The sequence below is a fragment of the Ramlibacter sp. Leaf400 genome (genome assembly GCF_001424545.1).
In the GTDB taxonomy this organism is placed as follows: domain Bacteria; phylum Pseudomonadota; class Gammaproteobacteria; order Burkholderiales; family Burkholderiaceae_C; genus Ramlibacter.
The window spans coordinates 328897-350079 of the sequence record NZ_LMQL01000010.1; the positions used below are offsets into that span (position 1 = coordinate 328897).

The window sequence follows — 21183 nt, forward strand, 5'->3', positions numbered from 1 at the left end:
GGCAGCCGGCCTGCGCGCGGCTCAGGGCAGCCGCTGGACGTTCGAGCCGCAGGTGTGCAGGCCCAGCAGCCGGTACACGGGGCAGAAGCGCACCAGCCCCGTGGCCAGCGCCACGAGCCCGAGCAGTCCCCACGGGCCGATCACGCCGAGGGCGAAGAGGAGGATGAGGAGCAGCCCGCCCGCGATGCGCAGGACCTGGTCGATCCTGCCGACGTTGGTCTCGATGGTCTTCATGTTCCGCCTTCCGGATTCAGGGGTTGCAGGCCTGCCCGTGCAGGCAGGCGCGGTTGACGATACGCCGCCGTGCATCGACCGACTTGACGCGGGTCAAGCGCACGCGCAGGCGGCTTCACGACGGCCGCTCGGCCAGCAGGTCCAGCGGGGAGACGATGCCGACGATCTTTCCTTCCGCCGACATCACCAGCAGGTGGTGGACGTGGGACTCGCGCATCACCCGGGCCGCCTCGGCAGCGGGGGTGTCGGGGGCGACCGTCAGCGGCTTGTAGGTGCACGCCCGCCAGGCCGGCGTGTCGCCCGACTGCCCGCGGGCGCGCAGGTGCAGCAGGTCCCAGGCGCTGACCACCCCGACCAGCGATCCGCCGTCCAGCACGGGCGCCCAGGTGAGCCGCCGCGCCACCATTTCCTCCGCGATCGCGTCCACGGGGTCGTCGGGCGCCACCGACCAGAAGCCCCGTTTCGCCAGTTCACCGACGGTCTTGTCCATCATTGCACCTCCTGGTTGCGCGGCGACCGGCCCAGCCGGGCCTCCGCCTCGAGCACCACCCGCGCCACCGCCAGCAGCGTGTCGGGCGTGACGCTGATCGAATCGATGCCCATCGCGACGAGCGCGCGGGCGAACTCCGGATCGTCCGAGGGCGCCTGGCCGCACAGGCCGACATGGCGCCCGTTGCGCCGGGCCCCCTCGACCGCCATGCGAAGCATCTGCTGCACGCCGGGATCGCGCTCGTCGAAGTCGAACGCGACGATCTCCGAGTCGCGGTCCACGCCCAGGACCAGCTGCGTCAGGTCGTTCGAGCCGATCGAGAAGCCGTCGAAGAGGCGCGCGAACGCATCCACCTGGATCACGTTGTTCGGGATCTCGCACATCACGTAGACCTGCAGCCCGTCCTCCCCCCGCCGCAGCCCGTGCGCCGCCATCGCCGCCAGCACCCGCTCGCCCTCCTCCACCCGGCGGCAGAACGGGATCATCAGCCTCACGTTCGGCAGTCCCATCTCGCCGCGCACGCGCCGCAGCGCCGCGCATTCCAGGGCGAAGCCGTCGGCGTAGGCGGGGTGCGCGTAGCGCGAGGCGCCGCGGAACCCGATCATCGGGTTCTCCTCGTGCGGCTCGAACCAGCGGCCGCCCGGCAGCCGGGCGTACTCATTGGTCTTGAAGTCGGACATGCGCACGATCACCGGCCGCGGGAAGAACGCGGCCGCGATGGTGGCGATGCCTTCGGAGAGCTGGCGCACGAAGTAGTCGGCCCCGCTCGCATGGCCCGCGGTCAGCCTCGCCAGGGCGGCGCGCACCTGCGGGTCGTCCACCCGCTCGGGATGGGCCAGCGCCATCGGGTGGGCACGCACGTGCTCGGCCACGATGAATTCCATTCGCGCCAGTCCCACCCCGTCGCTCGGCAGGGCGGCGGCCTGGAACGCGATGTCCGGGTTGCCGATGTTGAGCATCAGCCGCGTCTGCGGCCGGGGCATGGCGGCGACATCGATCTCCTCGCGCGTGAAGGGCACCTCGCCCCCGTAGACCCGCCCGGCGCTGGCGCCCTCGCAGGCCACCGTGACCATGTCGCCGGTGCGGATCGCCGACGTCGCGGTCGAGCAGCCGACGACCGCCGGGATCCCCAGCTCGCGCGCGACGATCGCCGCGTGGCAGGTGCGTCCGCCCCGGTTGGTGACGACCGCGGCGGCGGACTTCATCACCGTGCCCCAGTCGGGCATGGTGGTGTCGGCCACCAGCACCTCGCCGGGCCGGAAAGCCGCCAGTTCGTCCGCGTGCGCGACCACCCGCGCGATCCCGGACGCGATCCGGTTGCCGACCGCCCGGCCCTCGGCCAGCACGGGTCCGCTGCCCTGCAGCCGGAACGACTCGATCCGGCCGGGTGCGCGCCTGGCGGCCACCGTCTCGGGCCGCGCCTGCACGATGTAGAGCCTGCCGTCGACGCCGTCCTTGGCCCACTCCACGTCCATCGGCGTCGGCGCGCCGGCGCGCGCGCCGTAGTGCTCCTCGATCCGCATGGCCGCCTCGGCCAGCTCGACCACCTCGGCGTCGTCCAGGCAGTAGCGCTCGCGTTCCTCGGGGGCCGTCGGCACGTTGCGCGTGCTGTCGCGGCCGGCGGTGCTCGCGTACACCATCCGCACCTCCTTGCCGCCGAGCTTGCGCCTGAGCACGGTGCGGTGGCCGCTGCGCAGCGCCGGCTTGAAAACGTAGAACTCGTCCGGGTCGACGGTTCCCTGCACGACGTTCTCGCCCAGGCCCCAGGCGCCCGTGACGAAGACCACGTCGCGCAGGCCGGTCTCGGTGTCCAGCGTGAAGGTGACGCCGCTGCAGGCCCGGTCGGCGCGCACCATCTTCATCACGCCCACCGACTGCCACACCTTGAAGTGGTCGATGCCGCGGTCGGCGCGGTAGGCGATCGCGCGGTCCTTGAACAGGCTGGCGAAGCATTGCCGCACGCTGTCCAGCAGCTGCGCCTCGCCGGCCACGTTGAGGAAGGTCTCGTGCTGGCCGGCGAAGCTGGCGTCCGGCAGGTCCTCGGCGGTGGCGGAGCTGCGCACGGCGACGGTCACGTCCGGACCGTACTGGCGCTTCAGTTCCCGCCAGCCGTCGACGATCTCGGCGACCAGCTCCGGCGGCAGCGGCGCCCGGGCCACGATGTCCCGGGCGGCCCGCGCCCGGATCGCGAGGTCGCCGACGTCGCGCACGTCCAGCCCGTCGAGCGCACGCCGCAGGCCGGGCCAGGCGCCGGCCTGGTCCAGCACGTGCCGGTACGCCTCGGCAGTGACGGCGAAACCGTTGGGCACGCGGATGCCCAGCGGCCCGAGCGTCTGCACCATCTCGCCCAGCGAGGCGTTCTTGCCGCCGACCAGCGGCACGTCGGCCAGCCCGACCTGCTCGAACCAGCGCAGCCATCGCTGGCCGCGGGCGGCAGGCTGCGTGGGAAGGGTCTGCACGGCGAGGTCCATGTCGGTCTCCTGGAGCTACCGCCCACTGTGATCGACCGGCCGCCGGGCGCCCTTGACCGATGTCAAGGTGCCGTCTTCCGGCAAGGCGATCGATCACCGTTGACATTCGTCAAGCCGCGCCGTCCCGGGCTGGCCCATGCTGGCCGGGAACATCGAGGAGACCCACATGCGCACGCGTAGCTTCACCCCCGCCCTGGCGGCCCTGCTGATCTCGGGCTGTGCCGTGGCCCAGGGCCCCGGCGCCGGGCCCGCGGCTGGGGCGGATCATCCGGACCACCACCCGCCAGGGAGCGCGGCGACGGCGCAGGCGCCCGCCCCGGGAACCGGGCGGCCCGGCCCCGCGCCCGAGGCCTTCGAGCGGCAGCTCAAGGCGATGCAGGACATGCACCAGCGCATGCAGGCCGCGAGGACGCCGGCCGAACGCGCCGCGCTCATGGACGAGCACATGAAGCTGATGCAGTCGGGCATGGCCATGATGGGCCCGCCGCGCGGCGGCCCCGGGGACGCGCCTGCGAGGGCGGGCATGGGCATGGGCGCGGGGCCCGGGATGGGCATGCACCAGCGGATGGAGCACCGCATGGCCATGATGGAACAGATGATGCAGATGATGGTGGACCGCGAGGCCGCCATGCCGCGCAAGTAGGGCGGGGGGAAAACCGGCATGGACCCTCCTCGCCAGGCGCCTGGAGAGGCCGTGGCCGGCCCGTACACCTGCCCCATGCACCCGCAGGTCCGGCAGGGCGGTCCGGGCCACTGCCCGATCTGCGGCATGGCGCTGGAGCCTGCCGTTGCGACCGGGGACACCGGCAGCCCGGAGCTGCGCGAGATGACGCACCGGTTCCGGATCGGGCTCGCGCTTTCGCTGCCGGTGGTGGTGCTGGAGATGGGCGCGCACCTGACGGGCCTGGGCCACCTCATCGGGCCGCAGGCGTCGAACTGGGTGCAGCTGCTGTTCGGCACGCCCGTGGTGCTGTGGGCCGGCTGGCCCTTCTTCGTGCGTGCGGCCGCATCGCTGCGCACGCGCAACCTCAACATGTTCAGCCTCATCGCGCTGGGCACGGGCGCAGCCTGGCTCTACAGCATCGTCGCGACCCTGGTGCCGCAGGCGTTTCCGGCGGCCTTGCGCGGCGCCTCGGGCGCGGTGGCGGTCTACTTCGAGGCCGCGGCGGTGATCACGGTGCTCGTGCTGCTCGGGCAGGTGCTGGAGCTGCGCGCGCGCGAGAAGACCTCCGGAGCGATCCGGGCGCTGCTGGACCTCGCGCCCAGGACCGCGGTGAAGGTGGCGCCCGGCGGCGCGGACTCGGTCGTCGGGATCGACACCATCGCCGTCGGCGACCTGCTGCGGGTGCGTCCCGGCGAGAAGGTGCCGGTCGACGGCGAGCTGGTGGAAGGCAGGGGCAACGTCGACGAATCCATGATCACCGGCGAGCCCATGCCCGTGGCCAAGGCAGCCGGCGCCAAGGTCACGGCCGGCACGATGAACCAGACCGGGGGCTTCGTGATCCGGGCGGAGAAGGTCGGCGCCGACACCCTGCTCTCGCAGATCGTCCACATGGTGGCGGCCGCGCAGCGCAGCCGCGCCCCCATCCAGCGCATGGCCGACCAGGTGGCCGGCTGGTTCGTGCCGGCCGTGGTCGGCGTCGCGCTGATCACCTTCGCCGCGTGGCTGGCGTGGGGTCCGGACCCGGCGTTCTCGTACGCGCTGGTGGCGTCGGTCGCGGTGCTGATCATCGCGTGCCCCTGCGCGCTGGGGCTGGCCACCCCCATGTCCATCATGGTGGGCGTGGGCAAGGGCGCGCAGCACGGCGTGCTGATCCGCGATGCCGAGGCGCTGGAGCACATGGAGAAGGTCGACACCCTGGTCGTCGACAAGACCGGCACCCTGACGGAGGGACGCCCGCGGCTGGTCCACGTCGAGGCCGCAGCGGGGTTCGAGCGCGACGAAGTGCTGCGCAAGCTGGCCAGCGTCGAGCGGTCCAGCGAGCACCCGCTCGCCGCGGCCGTGGTGGCGGCCGCGCAGGAGCGCGGGCTCGCGCTGTCGCCGGCCGCGGACTTCGACTCCCCCGTCGGGAAGGGGGTGGTCGGCACGGTCGACGGCGTCCTCGTCGTCAGCGGCAGCGCCAGGTTCCTGGCCGAGCACGGCATCGTGGCCGGCGCCCTGGACGCGGCCGCGCAGGCCCAGCGGGCCCGCTCGGCCACCGTCATCCACGTGGCTTTCGACGGCACCCCGGCCGGCTTCGTCGCGGTCGCCGACCCCGTCAAGGCGACCACGCCCGCGGCGCTCCAGGCCCTGCGCGACGCCGGCGTGCGCATCGTCATGCTGACGGGCGACGGCCGCACCACCGCCGAAGCGGTGGGCCGCGAACTGGGCATCGACGAGGTGGTGGCCGAGGTGTTCCCGCAGGACAAGGCCGCCATCGTCCAGCGCCTGAAGGGCGAGGGACGGGTGGTGGCGATGGCGGGGGATGGCGTGAACGATGCGCCCGCCCTGGCCGCGGCCGACGTGGGCATCGCCATGGGCACCGGCACCGACGTGGCGATGGAGAGCGCCGGCGTCACCCTGCTCAAGGGCGACCTGCTGGGGATCGTCCGCGCGCGCAGGCTCTCGCGGGCGACCATGCGCAACATCCGGGAGAACCTCTTCCTGTCCTTCGCGTACAACGTGGCGGGGATACCGCTCGCCGCGGGCGTGCTGTACCCCCTGTTCGGACTCCTGCTCTCGCCGGTGGTGGCCGCCGCCGCGATGGCGCTGTCCTCGGTGAGCGTCATTGCCAACGCCTTGCGGCTGCGCAGCGCGCGCGTCGGGTAGCCAGGCCACGCGCGCGGGTCGGGCCGGCGATGCGGTCACGGCGGCGTCGCGCGCCGCCCCGGATCGGCAGGGCCGTCGCCCGCGCGCACGGGCAGGTAGGCCCGCACGCCCTCGCGATCGACCAGCAAGGCCACGGTGCGCGCACCCGCCGCGCGCGCCGCCGCAACGGCCTGGTCGAATTCCTCCGGCGTGGACACCCGGCGGCCGTTCACCGCGGCGATGCAGTCGCCCTCCTCGATGCCCGCCAGCATGCCCGCCCCTTCGGCGGCCACCACGTGCAGGCCGGTGGGCGACGGCCCGCCGGGCGCCTTGCCGAAGAGCAGGCCGAGCCGCGGCAGCCCGGCACTCCCGGGGGCCGGCGGGGGCGGGGGCGAGGCCGCCTGCAGGCTCAGTTCCATGCCCCTCAGCGCACCGTCGCGCCAGAGCTGGACCGCGACACGGCGGCCGGCCGGCAACGCGGCGAGGCGCTCATCCAGCGAATCCGCGCTGGGCGCGAGCGAGCCATCGACCGCGAGGACGACGTCGCCCTCGCGCAGCCCGGCCGAGGCCGCCGAGCCGCCGGGCTCGACCCGCACCACCACGGCGCCCTCGTCGCGCGGGGCGCCGAAGGCGCGCGCGAGCGCAGGCGTGAGCGTCTGCGTCCGCAGGCCGGCACTGCCGTGGGGCTGCGGGTCGAGCATGGCGGCCGCGGCCTGGAGCAGCCGCCGCGCCGGCACGGCGAAGGTGACGCCCACGTAGAGGCCCTGGGACGAGAAGATCATCGCGCTCATGCCGACGACCTGGCCGCAGGCGTCGAGCAGCGGCCCGCCGGAGCTGCCGGGATTGATGGCGACGTCGGTCTGGACCAGGCCCACGCCCGCGACGCCGGGCAGCTCGCGGGGGAACGCACTGACCATGCCGGCCGAGATGCTCTGCTCGAACCCGAAGGGCGCGCCGATCGCGGCCACCCACTGGCCGGGACGCGGGTCGTCGATCGCCACCGCCAGCACCGGCAGTCCCCGCGCTTCGATCTTCAGCACGGCCAGGTCGAGCTGCGGGTCCAGGCCGACGATGCGGGCCCGCCACTGGTGGCCGTCGCGCAGTTCGACCCAGGTCTCCGACGCCCCGAGCACGGCGTGCGCGCTGCCCAGCACCAGGCCGTCGGCCGAGACGATGAAGCCCGACGCGGCGGAACGCTCCGCGACGAGCGTGCCCTGCGCGGTGCTCCCGGCCAGCGGCAGGAAGGGCTGGTACTGGGGTTCCGGGTCATCCGGCCGGCGGTAGCGCACCGAGAGGACGCGCACCACGGCCGGCGCGGCCGTGCGGAAGACCGATTCGAAAGCCCCCGGCGCGGCCGCCACGGCGGGCGGGCAGGCTGCGGCGGGCCGGGCCCAGTCCGGCGTCGCCGCGCCCCCGGCCGGGCCCGCCAGGCATCCGCAGAGCAGCAGGATCCTCGCGGCCGCGCTCACGGCCGTACTCCGACCAGCGCGCCAGGCATGTCAGCGCCCGCGCAGCCCGACCAGCTCGCCGACCGCCAGCGCGGCGGGATAGAGGACCGACTCTTCGGTCTGCGCGTGCAGGACGAGCGCGTCGGCGAACCGCTCGTGCTCCTCGCGTCCGGCCTTGCGCGCGGCGCTGCGCAGCTTCTCCAGGGCACCGACGATCTGCCGGTGTTCGGCGAGCATCGACGGGAGTTCGGCCTTGAGCCGCCGGGTCATGGGCAGCACGTCCGACATGCCCTGGGTCTCGCCGCGCGCGAGCGGCCCCAGGAGGGCCAGCGGGGGCAAGGCGAACTCCTCCTCGCGCACGAAGTGGGGATGGAGCAGGCGCGCGACTTCGCGCGCCGCCTCGCCGACTTCACCGGGCTCGCGCGTGGCCGCCAGCAGGCGGGCATGCAGCTCCTCGTGCTCGGCGCGCAGCGCTGCGGGAATCTCGAACGTTTCGGTCATGATGAATCTCCTCGGGGCAGGACCGCCCAGACGCAGCTTCGGCGCCCGCCCGCTCAGGGGCTTTGACGTGCATCAAGCCTTCGCCTTCGCCTGCGCCCATCCCGCCTACGCCGGGAACACGTCGCGGCCCGGCAGCGGCAACTCCGGGGCCGGCGCGGCGGGCGCGGCCACCGCCGCGCGGCCAGCGCGCACCTGCCTCAGGGCCGCGCCCAGCCCGGCCAGTCCCAGCAGGGAAATGAACAGCGCGCCGGCCACCGGCACCAGCCCGACCAGCAGCACCAGCAGCAGCGTCAGGGCCAGGCGACCCAGCCGGGGACCCGCGCGGTCCGCCCGGGCCGGCCCGCGCGAAGCCAGCGCAGGCAGGCCCGCGAGGCCCAGCACGCCGACCGCGAATCCGGCCAGCAGCAGCACCGGCGCCAGGGCCATCAAGGCGAGCCCCAGCGGAATGCCCAGGAGGGTGATGAACAGCAGCAGCGTGAGGATGGGCAGCGCCACCAGGGCCACCGACCCGGTGCCGAGCGCCGTCCATGGTGCTGCGCGCAAGCGCGCCGCGGCGACCTGCGTGAACCGGGGCATGAGCAGCACGAACCCCGAGGTGATCGCGAACAGGGCGACATACAGGGCGACCGCGCCCGGGGCGCCGAAGCCGCCGCTGCCCGAGCCCTGCCCTGCCGCCCGGGTCGGCCCACCGCCGGGCGCGGCCTCGCGGGTGACCGGCCCCTGCACGACCGCGCCCTCCGCGCGGACGATCTCGGCCGGGGACACGTAGGTCAGCGGACCCGTCAGCCTCGCATTGGCGCCGAGTTCGATGCGCTCGGCGACCAGGTGGGTCGGACCGGCCACTTCGCCGTCGACCACGATCTTCTGCGCCCGCCCCCGAAGCCCGCCGTCGATGCGCCCCTGCACGACGATGCTGGCCGCGTTGAGTTCGGCGGCGCCAGTGACGACGGCGCCCGGCCGCAGGGCCACGTCGGCCCCGGCGGCAAAGAGGTCGCCGCCCACCTTGTTCTCGATGCCGATCGAGCCGCCGGCGACGCGCAGGTCGTCGCCCACCGGTGCGCGCACGTCCACGGAGCCGCCGGCGAGCGCCGCGTCGCCGCCGACGGGCTGTTCCAGGACGATGCGGCCACCCGCGGCCACGAGGTCTCCCCGCACGGGCTGTGCCGGGCGAACCTCGCCCCCGGCCGCGTAGACGTTCCTCGGGGCGGGGCCGGGCGCGGGGGCCTGGCCCTGTCCGGCCAGCGCGGAGCCCGCCAGGCACAGTGCGGCCAGGCCTGTCCGGACCAGGCACGGGCACAGTCCGGGAATGGAGAAGTCGGATGCTTTCATGGCGTGCTCCTTGAGTGGCGGCCAGCCCACTCTAGGTCGCCGCCCGCGGCGCCCGGATGATCCGAATCAAGTCACCGCGCGTGCATTCTTCGCGCGGGACGTTGAGGCAGATCAAATGCCGTCCGCCACGGGCGGCCATCATGCGGCTCCCGCGGCGGCGCCGCGACCCGCGAAGGTTCCCATGGACGAACTGACCAGACGCAAGGTCCTGGAACTGCCCGGCGGGCATCGGCTCGGCCCCGACCTGCCCGCGGCCGACGACCTGCCGCGGATGGCGGTCGACCGGCTGTCGGCCATGGTGGCCTACTGGGACGCCGACCAGCGCTGCCGGTTCGCGAACCTGGCGTACGAGCGCTGGTTCGGCATCAGGCCGCAGGACCTGATCGGCAGGCACATCCGTGAACTGCTGGGCCCGCTCTACGTGCTGAACCGGCCGTACATCGAGGGCGCCCTGCGGGGCGAGCCGCAGGAGTTCGAGCGCGAGATCCCCGACCCCGCCGGCGGTCCGGCAAGGCACAGCCTCGCCAACTACATCCCGGACGTGGTGGACGGCGTCGTGCGCGGGTTCTTCGTGCTGGTCACGGAGATCTCGGCGGTCAAGCGCACCGAGCGGGCGCTGCGGGAGAGCGAGGAGCGGTTCCGCCTCACGCTGGACGAGGCGCCGATCGGCATGGCGCTGGTCGGCACCGACGGCCGGTTCCTGCGGGTCAACCGCGCCCTGTGCGACATCCTCGGCTACCCGGCAGAGGAACTGGTGGGCATGACCTTCCAGGCCGTCACGCACCCCGAGGACCTGGACGCCGACCTCGCGCTCGCCGCCCGGCTCGCCTGCGGCGAGATCCCGCGCTACGCGCTGGAAAAGCGCTACATCCGCAAGGGCGGCGCCATCGTGCACATCAAGCTCAGTGGCTCGGTACTGCGCGCGCCGGACGGCCGCCCGCTGCACTTCATCGCGCAGGTCGAGGACGTCACCGAGCACAGGCGCAACGACGAGGAGCAGCATTTCCTGGCCGAGCTCGGACCGGTCCTGGCGTCCACCCTGGACGAGGACGAGATCTTCGACCGCGTCATCCGGCTGGCCACGCGCAGGATCGCGGACTTCTGCATCCTCGACAGCGTCGGGGATGGCGGCCAGGTGGAGCGCAAGCGGGTCGCAAGCCGCGATCCCGCCCGGGAGTGGCTGGCCGAACCCATCCTGCGCGTGCAGCTCGACCGGAGCGGTCCGTCCCTGTTGTCCGAGGCCATCCGCACGCGCCAGCCCGTCCTGCTGCAGCGTCCATCGGACGAGGCGCTCGTCGCGATGGCCCAGAGCCCGGAACACCTTCGCCTCCTGCGGGCGCTGGAGGTCGCATCGATGGTGGCCGTGCCGCTCGTCGCCGGCGAACGCGTGGTCGGAGCGATCGCCCTGATCGCCTCGCAAGGCTCGCGCGCGTACGACGCCCGCGACGTGCGGCTGGCCCAGGAGCTGTCGTGGCGCACGGCCGTGTCCATCCAGAACGCGCGCCTGTACGCCGCGGCGCGGGAGGCCACCCGGGTGCGGGACGAGGTCCTGGCCTTCGTCGCGCACGACCTGCGCAATCCGCTGAGCACCATCGCGATGCAGGCGACGCTGCTGCGGCGGCGCGCGCAGCCGCGCGCCGGCACCGAGGCGGACTCGGGCCAGGTCATCCAGCGGGCGGCGGCGCGCATGACGCGCCTCATCGAGGACCTGCTGGACGTCAGCCGCATCGAGGCGGGTTCCCTGGCCGTCGAGCAGGCGCCCCTGGAGGCCGGCGCCTTCCTGTCGGACTGCGTCGAATCCCAGCGGCAGCTCGCCGAGGCGGTCTGCGCCGACCTGCGGCTGGAAGCGCCCGGCGAACTCCCCCAGCTGTGGGCCGACCGCGACCGCCTGTGCCAGGTCTTCGAGAACCTGGTCGGCAACGCCCTGAAGTTCACGGGCGGCGCGGGCCGGGTCACCGTCGGTGCCCAGGCGCGCGAAAGCGACGTGCTGTTCTGGGTCCGCGACACCGGCCCGGGCATCCCGCCGGACCACCTGCCGCATCTCTTCGACCGCTTCTGGCAGGCGCGCCGGGCGGAACGCCAGGGCGCCGGCCTCGGGCTGCCGATCGCCAGGGGCGTGGTCACGGCCCACGGCGGCCGGATCTGGGTCGAAAGCAGGCCCGGGGACGGCGCCTGCTTCTTCTTCACCATCCCGAGGGCCGATCGGCGCGGGCCGGATGCTGGAGGTGGACCTCCAGGGAGCGGACCTGCCGCTCCAGTCCGGCGATCCGCTCCAGCTGGGTGAACAGCAGCCCCAGCGTGAAGAGGTCGAGGTCGAACCGCGCACGCATCGAGGCGGCCTGCCGCAGCGCGAGCGCGGCCGCGGCGTTGAAAAGCGGTCCTCCCGTGGCGACGACCACCGGCGTGAGCACCCCGTCCTCCACCAGTTCCTCGACTTCCTCTCTCGACAGCCGGCACAGGCTGCACAGGTCGGCCTGCGTCAGCGCGCGGCGTTCGTCGATCGTGACCGGTTCGGCAGATTCAGCTTGCATGGGCGGGCTCCCCCGCGGCGACGGCCCGCGGATTGAAGGACGACGCCTGGGACAGCGCCTCGAACAGCTCCCGTTCGCGGGGCGTGGGCCGGGCGGGCACTTCGATCCGCACCAGCGCGTAGAGGTCGCCCCGGCCGCCGTGGCCGGTGGCCAGCCCCCGCCCCCGCATCCGCAGCTTGCGCCCCGAACCCGATCCCGTCGGCACGGACAGGAGCACCGGGCCGTCCAGGGTGGGCACCTCGATGTCCGCGCCGAGCGCCGCCTCCCAGGGCGCCAGTGCCAGGTCGAAGAAGAGGTCGTGCCCGTCGGTGCGCAAGACCGGATGCGGCAGGAGCGAGACGTGCAGGTAGATGTCGCCCGCCGGCCCCCCTTTCGTGCCGGGCGCGCCCCGGCCCCGCATCCGCAGGACCTGGCCGTCGGTGGTGCCGGCGGGGATCGTGACCGCCAGCGTGCGGGTGCCGTCCTCGTGCGCGACGTCCAGGCTCACCGTGGTTCCGCGGTGGGCCTCGTCCAGCGTCAGCCGCACCGCGGCTTCGTAGTCGCGGCCGCGCGCGGGCCGCCGCTCGCCGCCCCGGCGATGTCCTGCCTTCAGGGCGGCAAGGAAGTCGGCAAGGTCCGCATGTTCGAAGGCCTCCTCGCCGGCAGCGAACGGCTGGCCCGTGCGCGGACTGAACTCCTCGCCGTTGCGCAGGCGTCCGAGCTGGTCGTAGGCGGCGCGCTTTTCCGGGTCCTTCAGGGTCGCGTAGGCCTGCGCCACGTCCTTGAAGCGCTCCTCCGCCCCGGCCTCCTTGGCCACGTCGGGATGGTGCTGCCGGGCCAGCTTTCGGTAGGCCTTGCGGATGGCCTCGGCATCCGCGTCGCGCGGAACGCCCAGCGCAGCGTAGTAGTCCGTGTACTTCATGGCCTGCGGCGGGGAGTGCGGCCCGGGACGCGTGCCCGCCCGTTCATGCCGCGGGCGCCGTCCACGCCGGCTGCCGCACCCGCTGGCTGGCCGCGGAACCGGGTTGCAGCTCGTCGCCGAAGGCGATCAGCCGCGCCGTGCCGCTGCCGTCCTCGATTTCGCGCGCGGTGAAGGCGGCCGAATCGATGATGCCGTGCCCCAGCAGGTGCGCGATCTCGCCGATGGCATTCGACGCGCCGACGGAGTTCATGGTGGTGATCACCGCCACCCGCCGCAGGGCCTCCCTGTGGCGGACAACGAAGCTGCGCATCGGCCCCGCCAGGCGGTACATCCAGATCGGCGCGACCAGCACGACGGTGCGGAAGTCGCCCGGGTCCGGGCCCTGGTAGCCGATCCCGGGCTGCCGCCGCAGGAGGGAGTCCAGCACGCAACGCCAGGTGCCGCGCGGCGTGGCATCGGTGATCTCGCCCAGCGGCCAGCCGTGGTGGGAGCACAGCAGTTGCGCGGCGCGGCGGGAGATGCCGGTGTAGGAATAGCAGACGACCATGATGCTGTCCATTGCGAGCTCCTCGGGTGGGTGGTTCGGGCGGTGCCGGCTTCAGGCCATCTGCGGCACCAGGCCGGGCGCATGGACGTCCTTCCTGGGGGCCTGCGCGATCATGCAGTCGAATCGTCAGGATCAGGCTGGCGAGGCGATCGGCACGGCCATCGCCTCCCCTGGCGTCGCCAGGGTGGTGGATCGGATCTCGGTCGCCGCGTAGGGAGCCGGGCGGTGCCCCGCCCCCCGGGGCGCCGCCACTGCCGGCTATCTCTCGCCGGACGGGATTTCCCCGCGCCTGACGGCCGCGCTCGTTTCCGACCGCCGCTTGGCCGCGGCCGCCTGGCGCTCCTGCTTGGTGACCTTGCGGGCGACACCTGCACTCGAGGGACTGTCGTCCGCCCCGGTCGCCGACCGGGCCACTTCGGCGCCCTCCTTGCGCCGCGCCTGGCGTGCGGCGGCCTTCTCGGCCGGGGTTGCCTTGGCGCTCGGGGCCGCCCGGGACTGGGCCGGGTCGGCCTCGCCCGACTGCGCCAGGGCCTGCTGGCCTGCACATGCGATGACGGCCGCTGCGGCGGCCAGGATGGTCTTGATCTTCATTTGGGATCTCCATGAGGGTTGGACAAGGCGTGGAATCGATCCATCGGACCCCACGACTCACAGGCTCGCGCAAACTACCTTGCCGGTGTTTGCGTAAACGCAAGTGGATGCGTCTCGGAATAGTCCCAGGACGGGTAGGCGGATCGCGAGGCGCGAATGGGACTGCGCCGAGCCCCCGATCAGACGTTTCGGATGGTCCCTCCGGCTCCTGCCGACCATAGTGGAAGCGTGCCCAGGACCAGGAGACGCGACATGGATCCGAACACCGATGCCCGCTCCAGCCGCATGGCGGCTGACTTTCCGATCGAAGCGATCCGGATGGCCGTCAACATTGCCCAGTCGGATTGCGTCTGCAGACTGCATCTGTGCGTGTGCGTCCTGACGGATGGAGGCGAGCGGGCCGGCATCCAGCCCTTTCTCTACGAGCCGGCCCAGCCGGCGTGAGCCCCACCAGGAGACGCGACATGAGCCCCGCACCCGAGCTGCCCTTCCAGCTGCGCTACCGCTCGCTCTTCGACCCCGGCCGCGGCTTTGCCTTCCCCTGCGACGCGCGCGGGCAGGTCGAGCTGAACCGGCTGAGCGACCGCGCCCGCAACAACTACCTGTACGCGCGTGCGATGGTCGGCCGGGAACTGGCGCCGCCCGCCGTGGAGCCCGCGGGGCTGCATTGACGCCTGCGGTCAGGCGGCCGGCTGTACCGCGAAGGGTTCCGTGCGCGCCGATGCACGGCCAGGGCCGGCCCACGCCGGGACTTGCGGCAGGTCGGCCTTGCCGGGCGGATGCCGATCGACGCGGCTGAGGCGTCCGTCCTCCATGTGGTACACGGTGTCGAAGCCTTCGATCATCCGGTGGTCGTGCGTGACCGCGATCACCGCGGAACGCTTCTCGCGCGCGATCCTGCGCATCAATGCCATCACCTTCATGCCACGCTCCGTGTCCAGCGCCGCCGTGGGCTCGTCGGCGAGGATCAGCACCGGCTCGTTGACGAGGGCCCGCGCGATGGCGACCCGCTGCTGCTCGCCGCCCGACAGCCGCGCCGGCAGCGCGCCGGCGCGGTGGCCGATCTCCAGGTAGTCGAGCGCCTCCTGCGCACGCCGCGACGCCTCGCGCCTGGACACCCCGTTCAGCCTCAGGACGATCGCCACGTTCTCGCGGGCGTCCAGGAACGGGATCAGGTTGTGCTGCTGGAAGATGAAGCCGATCCTGCTGCGGCGGAACGCGCGGACGTCCGCGCCCGTGGCCCCGTCGTCCCAGAGCGTCTGGCCCGCGACGGCGATCCTGCCGGTGGTCGGGGGCTGGATCATGCCGATGGCCAGCAGCAGCGTGCTCTTGCCCGATCCGCTCGGCCCGATCAGCGCGGCCAGTTCGCCGGCTTGCACGGCGAGCGAAGTGGGCTTGAGCGCCTGGACCGAGCTTTCCCCGCTGCCGAACGTCTGGCTCACGTTCTCGATCTCGACCACGGCCATTTCAACTCCCCAGCGCCAGCTGGGCGGGCGTCCGCAGGGCGTGCCAGATGGCCAGCAGGCTGGCCAGCACGCCGCCCACGAGCATCACGCCGAACGTGGCCCCGGTCTCGAAGTCCGTGAAGGCGAGCGTTCGTGGAAACCCCGGCGTCACGAGTTCGCGCAGGAGGTACGCGAGGAGGAACCCGCCGATCGTCAGCAGGAGGGACTGCGTCAGGATCAGCCGCACGATGAGGTGGTTCGGCGCGCCGATCAGCTTCAGGGTGGCGATCGAGCGGATCTTCTCGATCGTGAGCACGTACACGATCAGCGCGATGATGATGAGCGAGACGACGACGAGCAGGCCGCGGAACAGGCCGAGCACGGCCGACATCCGGCTCAGGCGGCCCTGCAGCATCAAGGAGCGTTCCTGCTCGGTGGTGTAGACGTTGAAATGCAGCCAGTCCTCGATGTGTCGTGCCACGGATGCCGCGTGCGCGCCCGGGCCGAGCTTCACCAGGACCGCATTGATGGTGTTGCCGCTGCCCGTCACCAGCGGCAGCAGGGCCTGCGCCTGGGCATCGCGCACGCCGCGGGCCTCCAGTTGCGCGAGTGCGGCGACGCGCGCGGCGACGACGGCATGCGTGTCCTGCTCGAACTGCACCTTCTGCGCGTCCGGGAGCGAGAGGTAGACCAGGGGGTTGCCGCTTGCGTCCACCGCGCCGCGCGTGAGACCCACGACCAGGTAGCGGTCGTTCCCCAGCGCGGCGGTGTCGCCCAGCGCGAGTCCGAGCTTGCTGTCGGCCACCATCTCCCAGTGGGCCGCCTGCAAGCCGCGGCCCTGCACGAGACGGCCGGGCCCGCCCAGCCCGCCGAACACGTCGTAGCCGATGACGGTGAACTGCTGGCTGGCGGGGGACCGCCCGAGCTGGCGCTGGGCCGTGTAGATCACCAGGGGGCTGGCGCTTCGCACCCCGGGGCTCGCCGCGATGCTCCTGTGGCTGTCCAGCGGCATGCGCGACGACTCGTTGAACGGGCCGCCCCGGCCGCCCTCCACCACCCACAGGTCGGTCGCGGTGTTCTCGATCAGCCAGACGCCATCCTCGATGTTGCCCCGGTAGATGCCGTTCATGAGCAGCACGACGGTCAGGAGCATCGCCACGCCGGCGATGGTGGCCAGGAACCTGCCGAGATGGCGGCGGATGTCCTTCAGGGCGAGTTCCATGGGATGCCCGCTCGGGTGGGATCGCTGCCCGCGGGCCGCACCCGCATGCCGGGGCCGGCCCGGCCGGCGTCCGCCACGACGATCGCGCCTTCCTCCAGCCTCCCGCTCACGACGACCATTCCGCCGCCAGCCGGGCCGACACGAACCGGCACGAGGTGGGTGCGCCCGCCGCTGACCTGCAGGACGCCGGCACGTCCCGCGGCGTCGTGCGCGACCGCTGCAGCCGGCACGAGCAATCCGTGCTCGCGGCCGACGTCGATGTGCACCTGTGCGTCCTGGTCGATGGCGATCCGCCGCGGCATTTCGCTGAACGCCACGTTCACCTCCAGCTCTCGCGTGGCCGCATCGGACTGGAGCGTGACGCGCTCGACCCGTCCCGGCACGATGGAGCCGCTGCGCAGCCGGATCGTCGCCGGCTGCCCGACGGCCACCTGGTCCACGAGCGCCTCGTCGACACGCATCGCGATCCACAGCGTGGCGGGATCGACCAGCCGCAGGATGGGGGTGCCCGGGGCCACGGTCGTGCCGGGTTCGACCAGCCGCTGGATCACCCGGCCGGGCATGGGCGCGACCAGGCGCGTGTAGCCCACCTGTGCTCTCGCGATCACCAGTTCCTCGGCCAGGGCCTGCTGGTCGGAGCGGCGCGCGGCCCAGCTGGCCTCGCTGCCGCGGAGCACGGCCTCGGCGCCGCGGGAGGCGGCGACCGAGGCATCCAGCGCGGCGGGCGAAACGAAGCCCTGGGCGTGCAGGTCGGCGTCGCGCCTCTCGCGGATGCGGGCCAGTTCCAGGTCGGCATGCGCCTTGGCGACGGTGGCGGCCGCCGCCTCCACCTGGCTGGCGAGCGACTTCTGCTGCCGCGCGACGGCTGCGTGGCGCGCGACCAGGTCACGCGCTTCCAGGAGGGCCAGCAGTTGCCCCGGCTGGACGCTGTCGCCGACGTCGACCGCGACCTCGGCCACCGTGGAGGTGAGCCGGGCACTGACCGTGAGCGGCACCCGGGCCTGGACCGTGCCGGGGCCGCCGACCTGCACCACCACCTCGCCGTTGCGGACGACTGCGACGGCGACCGGGGTGCCGCGCAGCACGTTCCAGCCCAGGGCGGCGGCCGCCACCAGCACGGCGATCCCCAGGGCGGGCAGCCAGACCCAGCGGCTCAGGACAAGGGTGCGATCCATCCCGCCTACTCTAGGAGGCGGCGGGCGGGCCTCGTTGACCTTCGTCAAGCAAAGCGTCCCCGGCGCGCGGGGCCGCCTGGGTTCAGCCGCCCGGCTTGTCCGCGGCAAGACCCGCGCCGGCCCGGTCCATGAGCTTGTGGACGAGCATGCCGGCCAGCATCGCGATCACGAAGACGAGCGCCTTGGCCTGCCCCGAGGCCATGGCCACGAGGCCGGGACCGGGGCAGAAACCGGCCAGGCCCCAGCCGACGCCGAAGAGCAGCGAGCCAATGACGAGTGGCCTGTCGATGTCGCGCGACCCGGGCAGCTGGAGGGCACCGCCCAGGAAGGTCGTCGTCCGCCGCTTGGCCAGCGCGAAGGCGAACACCCCGACGGCGACGGCGCCCCCCATCACCAGGGCGAGCGACGGGTCCCACGGGCCGAACAGGTCCAGGAAGCCCTGGACCTTGCCGGGATCGGTCATCCCGGACAGCAGCAGGCCCCAGCCGAACAGGAGGCCCACGAGAAACTCTGTTGCACGTTGCATCGGGCCCCCTCAGAAGTGGCGGATCAGGAAGACGGTGACGAAGCCGGCCGCCATGAAGGCCATCGTGGCCACCACCGAACGGGGCGACAGGCGTGACAGCCCGCAGACCCCGTGGCCGCTGGTGCAGCCCGAGCCGTAGCGGGTGCCGAACCCCACCAGCAACCCGGCCACGACGATGGCCCCGTAGCCGGCGTCGATCCGGGGTTCGGCCAGGAAACCGGCTGGCGCGAACCAGGCGAACGTGGCGGGAGCGGCCAGCAATCCCAGCAGGAACGCCACGCGCCACCCCGCGTCGCCGCGGCTGGGGCCGAGCAGGCCGCCGACGATCCCGCTGATGCCGAGGATGCGGCCGTTCAGCAGGATGAACGCCGCGGACGCGACGCCCAGCAGCACGCCGCCGGCCAGCGAGGCCCAGGGCGTGAAATGGGTCCAGTCGATGTTCATGGGTGACTCCTTCTCGACGCGGCCCTCGCCATCGTTGGCTCGGTTCCGCACTTCCCGACCACTCTAGGACGGCGCCGTCGCGGGTCCTTGACCCGCATCAACCGCCGGGGCCGCCGCCTGGGCGACCCTGCCTGCGGACCGATGCCGGTCCGCATTCCCGTCAACCTCCATGCCCGCCACCGCCGACACGGCAGCATCCGGCCGCAGCGGCCACGGTTCACCGCGGCCCGGACCGGGCCTTGGCGGTGCCGCGGCCCCCGCCGCAGAACTCGCGGTACAGCGTCTCGATGACCGCGAGCGCCTTCGTGCTCGCCAGCGAGTAGTAGATGTTCTTGCCCTCGCGGCGGGTGGTCACCAGTTGCTCCTCGCGCAGCACGGTCAGCTGCTGGGACAAGGTGGGCTGGATGATCCCGAGGACTTCCTCCAGCTCGCCCACCCTCGCCTCGCCGCGTGCCAGGTGGCACAGGACCAGGAGGCGGTCGGCATTGGACAGCACCTTGAGCAGGCCGCAGGCCTCGCGGGCGGCCGCCTGCATCCGGTCGAGGGGCAGGGAACTGGAGGGCATCGTGTTCATGTCGTTCAACTGCAGACAGTCTATTGAAATTCAATCTATTGAGCAATATATTGTCTTGAACTTAATCAAGGAACCAGGATGACCGCTCCGCCCCTCCCCCAGGTCCAGACATTCTTCGACCCGGCCACCTGGACCTTCACGCACGTCGTCCATGCCGGGGCGGGGACGGCCTGCGCCATCGTCGACTCCGTGCTCGACTACGACCCCAAGTCCGGCCGCACGCGCACCGACTCGGCGGACAAGGTGATCGACTACGTGCGGACCCACGGCCTGCGGACGCAGTGGATCCTGGAGACCCATGCCCACGCGGACCACCTCACCGCGGCGCACTACCTGAAGTCCAGGCTGGGCGGACGCATCGGCATCGGCGAGCACATCCGCAAGGTGCAGAAGGTCTTCAAGGGCATCTTCAACCTCGAGCCCGGATTCCGCCAGGACGGCACCCAGTTCGACCACCTCTTCCGCGAGGGCGAGGAGTTGCGCATCGGCGAACTCACGGGCCGCGTGATGCACGTGCCCGGCCACACGCCGGCCGACCTGGCCTACCACGTGGGGGACGCGGTGTTCGTGGGCGACACCCTCTTCATGCCCGACGTGGGAACGGCCCGCTGCGACTTTCCGGGCGGCGATGCGAACGCCCTCTACGCGTCGGTGCGCCGGATCCTCAGCCTGCCGGGCGAGACGCGCCTGTTCATGTGCCATGACTACCCCCCCGACGGCCGGTCGCCGGCCTTCCAGTCCACCGTCGCCGAGCAGCGGGAGAAGAACATCCACATCCACGACGGCGTCGGGCAGGAACAGTTTGCAGACATGCGCACCAAGCGCGACGCCACGCTCGAGATGCCGGTGCTGATCCTGCCCTCCGTGCAGGTGAACATCCGCGCCGGCGAGATGCCGCCCCGGGAGGACAACGGGGTGTCCTACCTGAAGATCCCCGTCAATGCGCTGTGACGTCGTCCGGGGCGTGGCCGAGGCAAGTCCGCGCTCAGAGCCGCTCCACCTCGACCCTTTGCAGCAGCAGCCTCACCTTCCCCGCATCGCACAGCGCGGTGCCGCGCTCCTGCACGGTCGCCGCCGAAGCCGCCATCGCATGGCGAAGGGCCTCCTGGGGTGGCTCGTTGCGCACGAGCGCGCAGACCAGTCCGCCCACGAAGCTGTCGCCGGCTCCGATGGTGCCGGCCACGGTCACCGGAAGGCCTGCCGCGCGCCACGCGCCCTGCGCACTGACCAGCATGGCGCCTTCACGGCCGAGCGACAGCGCAACCATCATCGCGCGGCCGGTGCGCACCAGGCGGCGGCACGCCTCCAGCTGCTCCGCCCGGGTGTCCAGCGGTTCCCCCGTGAGTTGACGCAGTTCGGTCAGGCTCGGCTTGACCGCGAACACGCCCGCTTCGAGCGCCGCCTTGAGCGCGGGCCCCGAGGAGTCCACCACCAGGCGGGCGCCAGGCCCCAGCCGCGAGGAGAGCCGGGCATGGAAGTCGTCGGGCACGCCGGGCGGCAGGCTGCCACTGGCGACGACGAAGCTCGTCTGCCCCGCCAGTTGCGCGCAGCGCGAGAGGCCGCCCTGCCATTCGGACGGCGAGAGGGCGGGCCCCGGCAGCACGAAGCGGAACTCCTGTCCGGTCGACTTGTCCTGCACCGCCAGGTTCTCGCGCGTGGTCCCCGCGATCCGCAAGGCCTCGCAGGTGAGCTCCTCTTCCCGCAGGAGCTGCTGCAGCAGTTCGCCCGTGGGGCCACCGGCGGCGTACAGCGCGATGACATCGCCGCCCAGCCGCGCCGCCACCCGCGCGACATTGATGCCGCCCCCGCCGGGATGCACCAGGGGCGGCGCGCAGCGAAGCTTGTCGCCGGGCACCAGGCGGTCGACGGCGGTGGCGACGTCCACGGCCGGATTCAGTGTCAGGGTGACGATGTCAGCCACGGGAACTCCTGCGCAGGCAGCGCGCCGCCCGAGCATCGGGGGCCC

The 21183-nt window shown here is 72.7% G+C and carries 24 protein-coding genes; 7 read left to right on the forward strand and 17 right to left on the reverse strand.

The window, feature by feature from the left end; all coding sequences use genetic code 11:
- Positions 1–21: 21 nt before the first annotated feature.
- The 3 genes from ASG30_RS12525 to ppsA all read right to left on the reverse strand — a co-directional run bounded on the left by ASG30_RS12525 (position 22) and on the right by ppsA (position 3195).
- Complete coding sequence (locus tag ASG30_RS12525) at positions 22–234, reverse strand: YgaP family membrane protein (RefSeq protein ID WP_327212923.1); 213 nt, start codon at positions 232–234, stop codon at positions 22–24.
- A 115-nt stretch (positions 235–349) separates the two neighbouring features.
- On the reverse strand, positions 350–724 hold the full coding sequence (locus tag ASG30_RS12530) for a CBS domain-containing protein (RefSeq protein WP_055896813.1): 375 nt from the start codon (positions 722–724) through the stop codon (positions 350–352).
- Positions 724–3195, reverse strand: a complete 2472-nt coding sequence (gene ppsA / locus ASG30_RS12535) for a phosphoenolpyruvate synthase (protein WP_055896816.1) — start codon at positions 3193–3195, stop codon at positions 724–726. The genes ASG30_RS12530 and ppsA overlap by 1 nt, the downstream gene beginning before the upstream one ends.
- 166 nt (positions 3196–3361) lie before the next feature.
- Between ppsA and ASG30_RS12540 the strand changes: the two genes are divergently transcribed.
- A complete protein-coding gene (locus ASG30_RS12540) occupies positions 3362–3838 on the forward strand; it encodes a hypothetical protein (RefSeq protein ID WP_082522104.1) in 477 nt (158 codons plus the stop codon).
- Between the two features lie 18 nt (positions 3839–3856).
- A complete protein-coding gene (locus ASG30_RS12545; protein WP_055896822.1) occupies positions 3857–6004 on the forward strand; it encodes a copper-transporting P-type ATPase in 2148 nt (715 codons plus the stop codon).
- 35 nt (positions 6005–6039) lie between these two features.
- Here ASG30_RS12545 and ASG30_RS12550 read toward each other — a convergent pair whose 3' ends face one another.
- From ASG30_RS12550 to ASG30_RS12565, 3 genes are all read right to left on the reverse strand, one after another.
- A complete protein-coding gene (locus ASG30_RS12550) occupies positions 6040–7452 on the reverse strand; it encodes a trypsin-like peptidase domain-containing protein (protein WP_082522071.1) in 1413 nt (470 codons plus the stop codon).
- A gap of 30 nt (positions 7453–7482) precedes the next feature.
- Positions 7483–7932: a hemerythrin domain-containing protein gene (locus ASG30_RS22155; protein WP_082522072.1), complete on the reverse strand. Its 450-nt coding sequence runs from the start codon at positions 7930–7932 to the stop codon at positions 7483–7485.
- A gap of 105 nt (positions 7933–8037) precedes the next feature.
- A complete protein-coding gene (locus ASG30_RS12565; RefSeq protein WP_055896828.1) occupies positions 8038–9261 on the reverse strand; it encodes a polymer-forming cytoskeletal protein in 1224 nt (407 codons plus the stop codon).
- Between the two features lie 181 nt (positions 9262–9442).
- Between ASG30_RS12565 and ASG30_RS12570 the strand changes: the two genes are divergently transcribed.
- Positions 9443–11545 (forward strand): sensor histidine kinase, encoded by a 2103-nt coding sequence (locus ASG30_RS12570; protein ID WP_055896843.1) that lies wholly within the window; start codon positions 9443–9445, stop codon positions 11543–11545.
- Here the strand turns inward: ASG30_RS12570 and ASG30_RS22160 are convergent.
- From ASG30_RS22160 to ASG30_RS12580, 3 genes are read right to left on the reverse strand one after another with little or no spacing between them, the layout of a single operon-like run.
- On the reverse strand, positions 11445–11792 hold the full coding sequence (locus ASG30_RS22160; RefSeq protein WP_082522075.1) for a chaperone modulator CbpM: 348 nt from the start codon (positions 11790–11792) through the stop codon (positions 11445–11447). The two genes, ASG30_RS12570 and ASG30_RS22160, sit on opposite strands and share 101 nt — an antisense overlap.
- Positions 11782–12693: a DnaJ C-terminal domain-containing protein gene (locus ASG30_RS12575; RefSeq protein WP_055896846.1), complete on the reverse strand. Its 912-nt coding sequence runs from the start codon at positions 12691–12693 to the stop codon at positions 11782–11784. The genes ASG30_RS22160 and ASG30_RS12575 overlap by 11 nt, the downstream gene beginning before the upstream one ends.
- Positions 12694–12736: 43 nt before the next feature.
- The gene (locus ASG30_RS12580; RefSeq protein ID WP_055896851.1) at positions 12737–13252 is read right to left on the reverse strand and encodes a flavodoxin family protein; all 516 of its coding nucleotides are present in this window, start codon (positions 13250–13252) and stop codon (positions 12737–12739) included.
- Here ASG30_RS12580 and ASG30_RS12585 point away from each other — a divergent pair.
- The gene (locus ASG30_RS12585) at positions 13239–13454 is read left to right on the forward strand and encodes a hypothetical protein (RefSeq protein ID WP_055896853.1); all 216 of its coding nucleotides are present in this window, start codon (positions 13239–13241) and stop codon (positions 13452–13454) included. The two genes, ASG30_RS12580 and ASG30_RS12585, sit on opposite strands and share 14 nt — an antisense overlap.
- A gap of 44 nt (positions 13455–13498) precedes the next feature.
- Here ASG30_RS12585 and ASG30_RS12590 read toward each other — a convergent pair whose 3' ends face one another.
- Positions 13499–13831: a hypothetical protein gene (locus ASG30_RS12590; RefSeq protein WP_055896856.1), complete on the reverse strand. Its 333-nt coding sequence runs from the start codon at positions 13829–13831 to the stop codon at positions 13499–13501.
- Between the two features lie 252 nt (positions 13832–14083).
- Here ASG30_RS12590 and ASG30_RS12595 point away from each other — a divergent pair, with 252 nt between their 5' ends.
- A complete protein-coding gene (locus ASG30_RS12595) occupies positions 14084–14275 on the forward strand; it encodes a hypothetical protein (protein WP_055896859.1) in 192 nt (63 codons plus the stop codon).
- Positions 14276–14295: 20 nt separating this feature from the next.
- Positions 14296–14502 (forward strand): hypothetical protein, encoded by a 207-nt coding sequence (locus ASG30_RS12600; RefSeq protein WP_055896862.1) that lies wholly within the window; start codon positions 14296–14298, stop codon positions 14500–14502.
- A gap of 9 nt (positions 14503–14511) precedes the next feature.
- On the opposite strand, the gene ASG30_RS12605 is transcribed toward ASG30_RS12600, so the two are convergent.
- The 6 genes from ASG30_RS12605 to ASG30_RS12630 all read right to left on the reverse strand — a co-directional run bounded on the left by ASG30_RS12605 (position 14512) and on the right by ASG30_RS12630 (position 19208).
- The gene (locus tag ASG30_RS12605; RefSeq protein ID WP_082522076.1) at positions 14512–15297 is read right to left on the reverse strand and encodes an ABC transporter ATP-binding protein; all 786 of its coding nucleotides are present in this window, start codon (positions 15295–15297) and stop codon (positions 14512–14514) included.
- A 1-nt stretch (position 15298) separates the two neighbouring features.
- Positions 15299–16498, reverse strand: a complete 1200-nt coding sequence (locus ASG30_RS12610) for an ABC transporter permease (RefSeq protein WP_055896865.1) — start codon at positions 16496–16498, stop codon at positions 15299–15301.
- A complete protein-coding gene (locus ASG30_RS12615; protein ID WP_055896868.1) occupies positions 16483–17673 on the reverse strand; it encodes an efflux RND transporter periplasmic adaptor subunit in 1191 nt (396 codons plus the stop codon). Before ASG30_RS12615 ends, ASG30_RS12610 begins: the two co-directional genes overlap by 16 nt.
- Before the next feature lie 82 nt (positions 17674–17755).
- Entirely contained in the window at positions 17756–18199 is a 444-nt protein-coding gene (locus tag ASG30_RS12620) for a DUF6691 family protein (protein WP_055896871.1), read from the reverse strand.
- 9 nt (positions 18200–18208) lie between these two features.
- On the reverse strand, positions 18209–18643 hold the full coding sequence (locus ASG30_RS12625) for a YeeE/YedE family protein (protein WP_055896874.1): 435 nt from the start codon (positions 18641–18643) through the stop codon (positions 18209–18211).
- A gap of 217 nt (positions 18644–18860) precedes the next feature.
- Positions 18861–19208, reverse strand: coding sequence for an ArsR/SmtB family transcription factor (locus ASG30_RS12630; protein WP_082522105.1), 348 nt, complete (start codon positions 19206–19208; stop codon positions 18861–18863).
- Between the two features lie 87 nt (positions 19209–19295).
- Between ASG30_RS12630 and ASG30_RS12635 the strand changes: the two genes are divergently transcribed.
- Positions 19296–20168: an MBL fold metallo-hydrolase gene (locus ASG30_RS12635; protein WP_055896880.1), complete on the forward strand. Its 873-nt coding sequence runs from the start codon at positions 19296–19298 to the stop codon at positions 20166–20168.
- Positions 20169–20202: 34 nt separating this feature from the next.
- Here ASG30_RS12635 and ASG30_RS12640 read toward each other — a convergent pair whose 3' ends face one another.
- A complete protein-coding gene (locus tag ASG30_RS12640; RefSeq protein ID WP_055896882.1) occupies positions 20203–21138 on the reverse strand; it encodes a 1-phosphofructokinase family hexose kinase in 936 nt (311 codons plus the stop codon).
- Between the last annotated feature and the right edge of the window lie 45 nt (positions 21139–21183).

What these genes read in the sequence shown, in the direction of transcription:
- ASG30_RS12600 (WP_055896862.1), top strand. Translation starts at nt 14,296, where the DNA reads ATGAGCCCCGCACCCGAGCTGCCCTTCCAGCTGCGCTACCGCTCGCTC.
- ASG30_RS12545 (WP_055896822.1), top strand. Translation starts at nt 3,857, where the DNA reads ATGGACCCTCCTCGCCAGGCGCCTGGAGAGGCCGTGGCCGGCCCGTAC.
- ASG30_RS12540 (WP_082522104.1), top strand. Translation starts at nt 3,362, where the DNA reads ATGCGCACGCGTAGCTTCACCCCCGCCCTGGCGGCCCTGCTGATCTCG.
- ASG30_RS12590 (WP_055896856.1), bottom strand. Translation starts at nt 13,831, where the DNA reads ATGAAGATCAAGACCATCCTGGCCGCCGCAGCGGCCGTCATCGCATGT.
- ASG30_RS12625 (WP_055896874.1), bottom strand. Translation starts at nt 18,643, where the DNA reads ATGAACATCGACTGGACCCATTTCACGCCCTGGGCCTCGCTGGCCGGC.
- ASG30_RS12605 (WP_082522076.1), bottom strand. Translation starts at nt 15,297, where the DNA reads ATGGCCGTGGTCGAGATCGAGAACGTGAGCCAGACGTTCGGCAGCGGG.
- ASG30_RS12635 (WP_055896880.1), top strand. Translation starts at nt 19,296, where the DNA reads ATGACCGCTCCGCCCCTCCCCCAGGTCCAGACATTCTTCGACCCGGCC.
- ASG30_RS12610 (WP_055896865.1), bottom strand. Translation starts at nt 16,498, where the DNA reads ATGGAACTCGCCCTGAAGGACATCCGCCGCCATCTCGGCAGGTTCCTG.
- ASG30_RS12585 (WP_055896853.1), top strand. Translation starts at nt 13,239, where the DNA reads ATGATGCTGTCCATTGCGAGCTCCTCGGGTGGGTGGTTCGGGCGGTGC.
- ASG30_RS12615 (WP_055896868.1), bottom strand. Translation starts at nt 17,673, where the DNA reads ATGGATCGCACCCTTGTCCTGAGCCGCTGGGTCTGGCTGCCCGCCCTG.
- ASG30_RS12630 (WP_082522105.1), bottom strand. Translation starts at nt 19,208, where the DNA reads ATGCCCTCCAGTTCCCTGCCCCTCGACCGGATGCAGGCGGCCGCCCGC.
- ASG30_RS12595 (WP_055896859.1), top strand. Translation starts at nt 14,084, where the DNA reads ATGGATCCGAACACCGATGCCCGCTCCAGCCGCATGGCGGCTGACTTT.
- ASG30_RS12580 (WP_055896851.1), bottom strand. Translation starts at nt 13,252, where the DNA reads ATGGACAGCATCATGGTCGTCTGCTATTCCTACACCGGCATCTCCCGC.
- ASG30_RS22160 (WP_082522075.1), bottom strand. Translation starts at nt 11,792, where the DNA reads ATGCAAGCTGAATCTGCCGAACCGGTCACGATCGACGAACGCCGCGCG.
- ASG30_RS12565 (WP_055896828.1), bottom strand. Translation starts at nt 9,261, where the DNA reads ATGAAAGCATCCGACTTCTCCATTCCCGGACTGTGCCCGTGCCTGGTC.
- ASG30_RS12575 (WP_055896846.1), bottom strand. Translation starts at nt 12,693, where the DNA reads ATGAAGTACACGGACTACTACGCTGCGCTGGGCGTTCCGCGCGACGCG.
- ASG30_RS12530 (WP_055896813.1), bottom strand. Translation starts at nt 724, where the DNA reads ATGGACAAGACCGTCGGTGAACTGGCGAAACGGGGCTTCTGGTCGGTG.
- ASG30_RS12570 (WP_055896843.1), top strand. Translation starts at nt 9,443, where the DNA reads ATGGACGAACTGACCAGACGCAAGGTCCTGGAACTGCCCGGCGGGCAT.
- ASG30_RS12620 (WP_055896871.1), bottom strand. Translation starts at nt 18,199, where the DNA reads ATGCAACGTGCAACAGAGTTTCTCGTGGGCCTCCTGTTCGGCTGGGGC.
- ASG30_RS22155 (WP_082522072.1), bottom strand. Translation starts at nt 7,932, where the DNA reads ATGACCGAAACGTTCGAGATTCCCGCAGCGCTGCGCGCCGAGCACGAG.
- ppsA (WP_055896816.1), bottom strand. Translation starts at nt 3,195, where the DNA reads ATGGACCTCGCCGTGCAGACCCTTCCCACGCAGCCTGCCGCCCGCGGC.
- ASG30_RS12525 (WP_327212923.1), bottom strand. Translation starts at nt 234, where the DNA reads ATGAAGACCATCGAGACCAACGTCGGCAGGATCGACCAGGTCCTGCGC.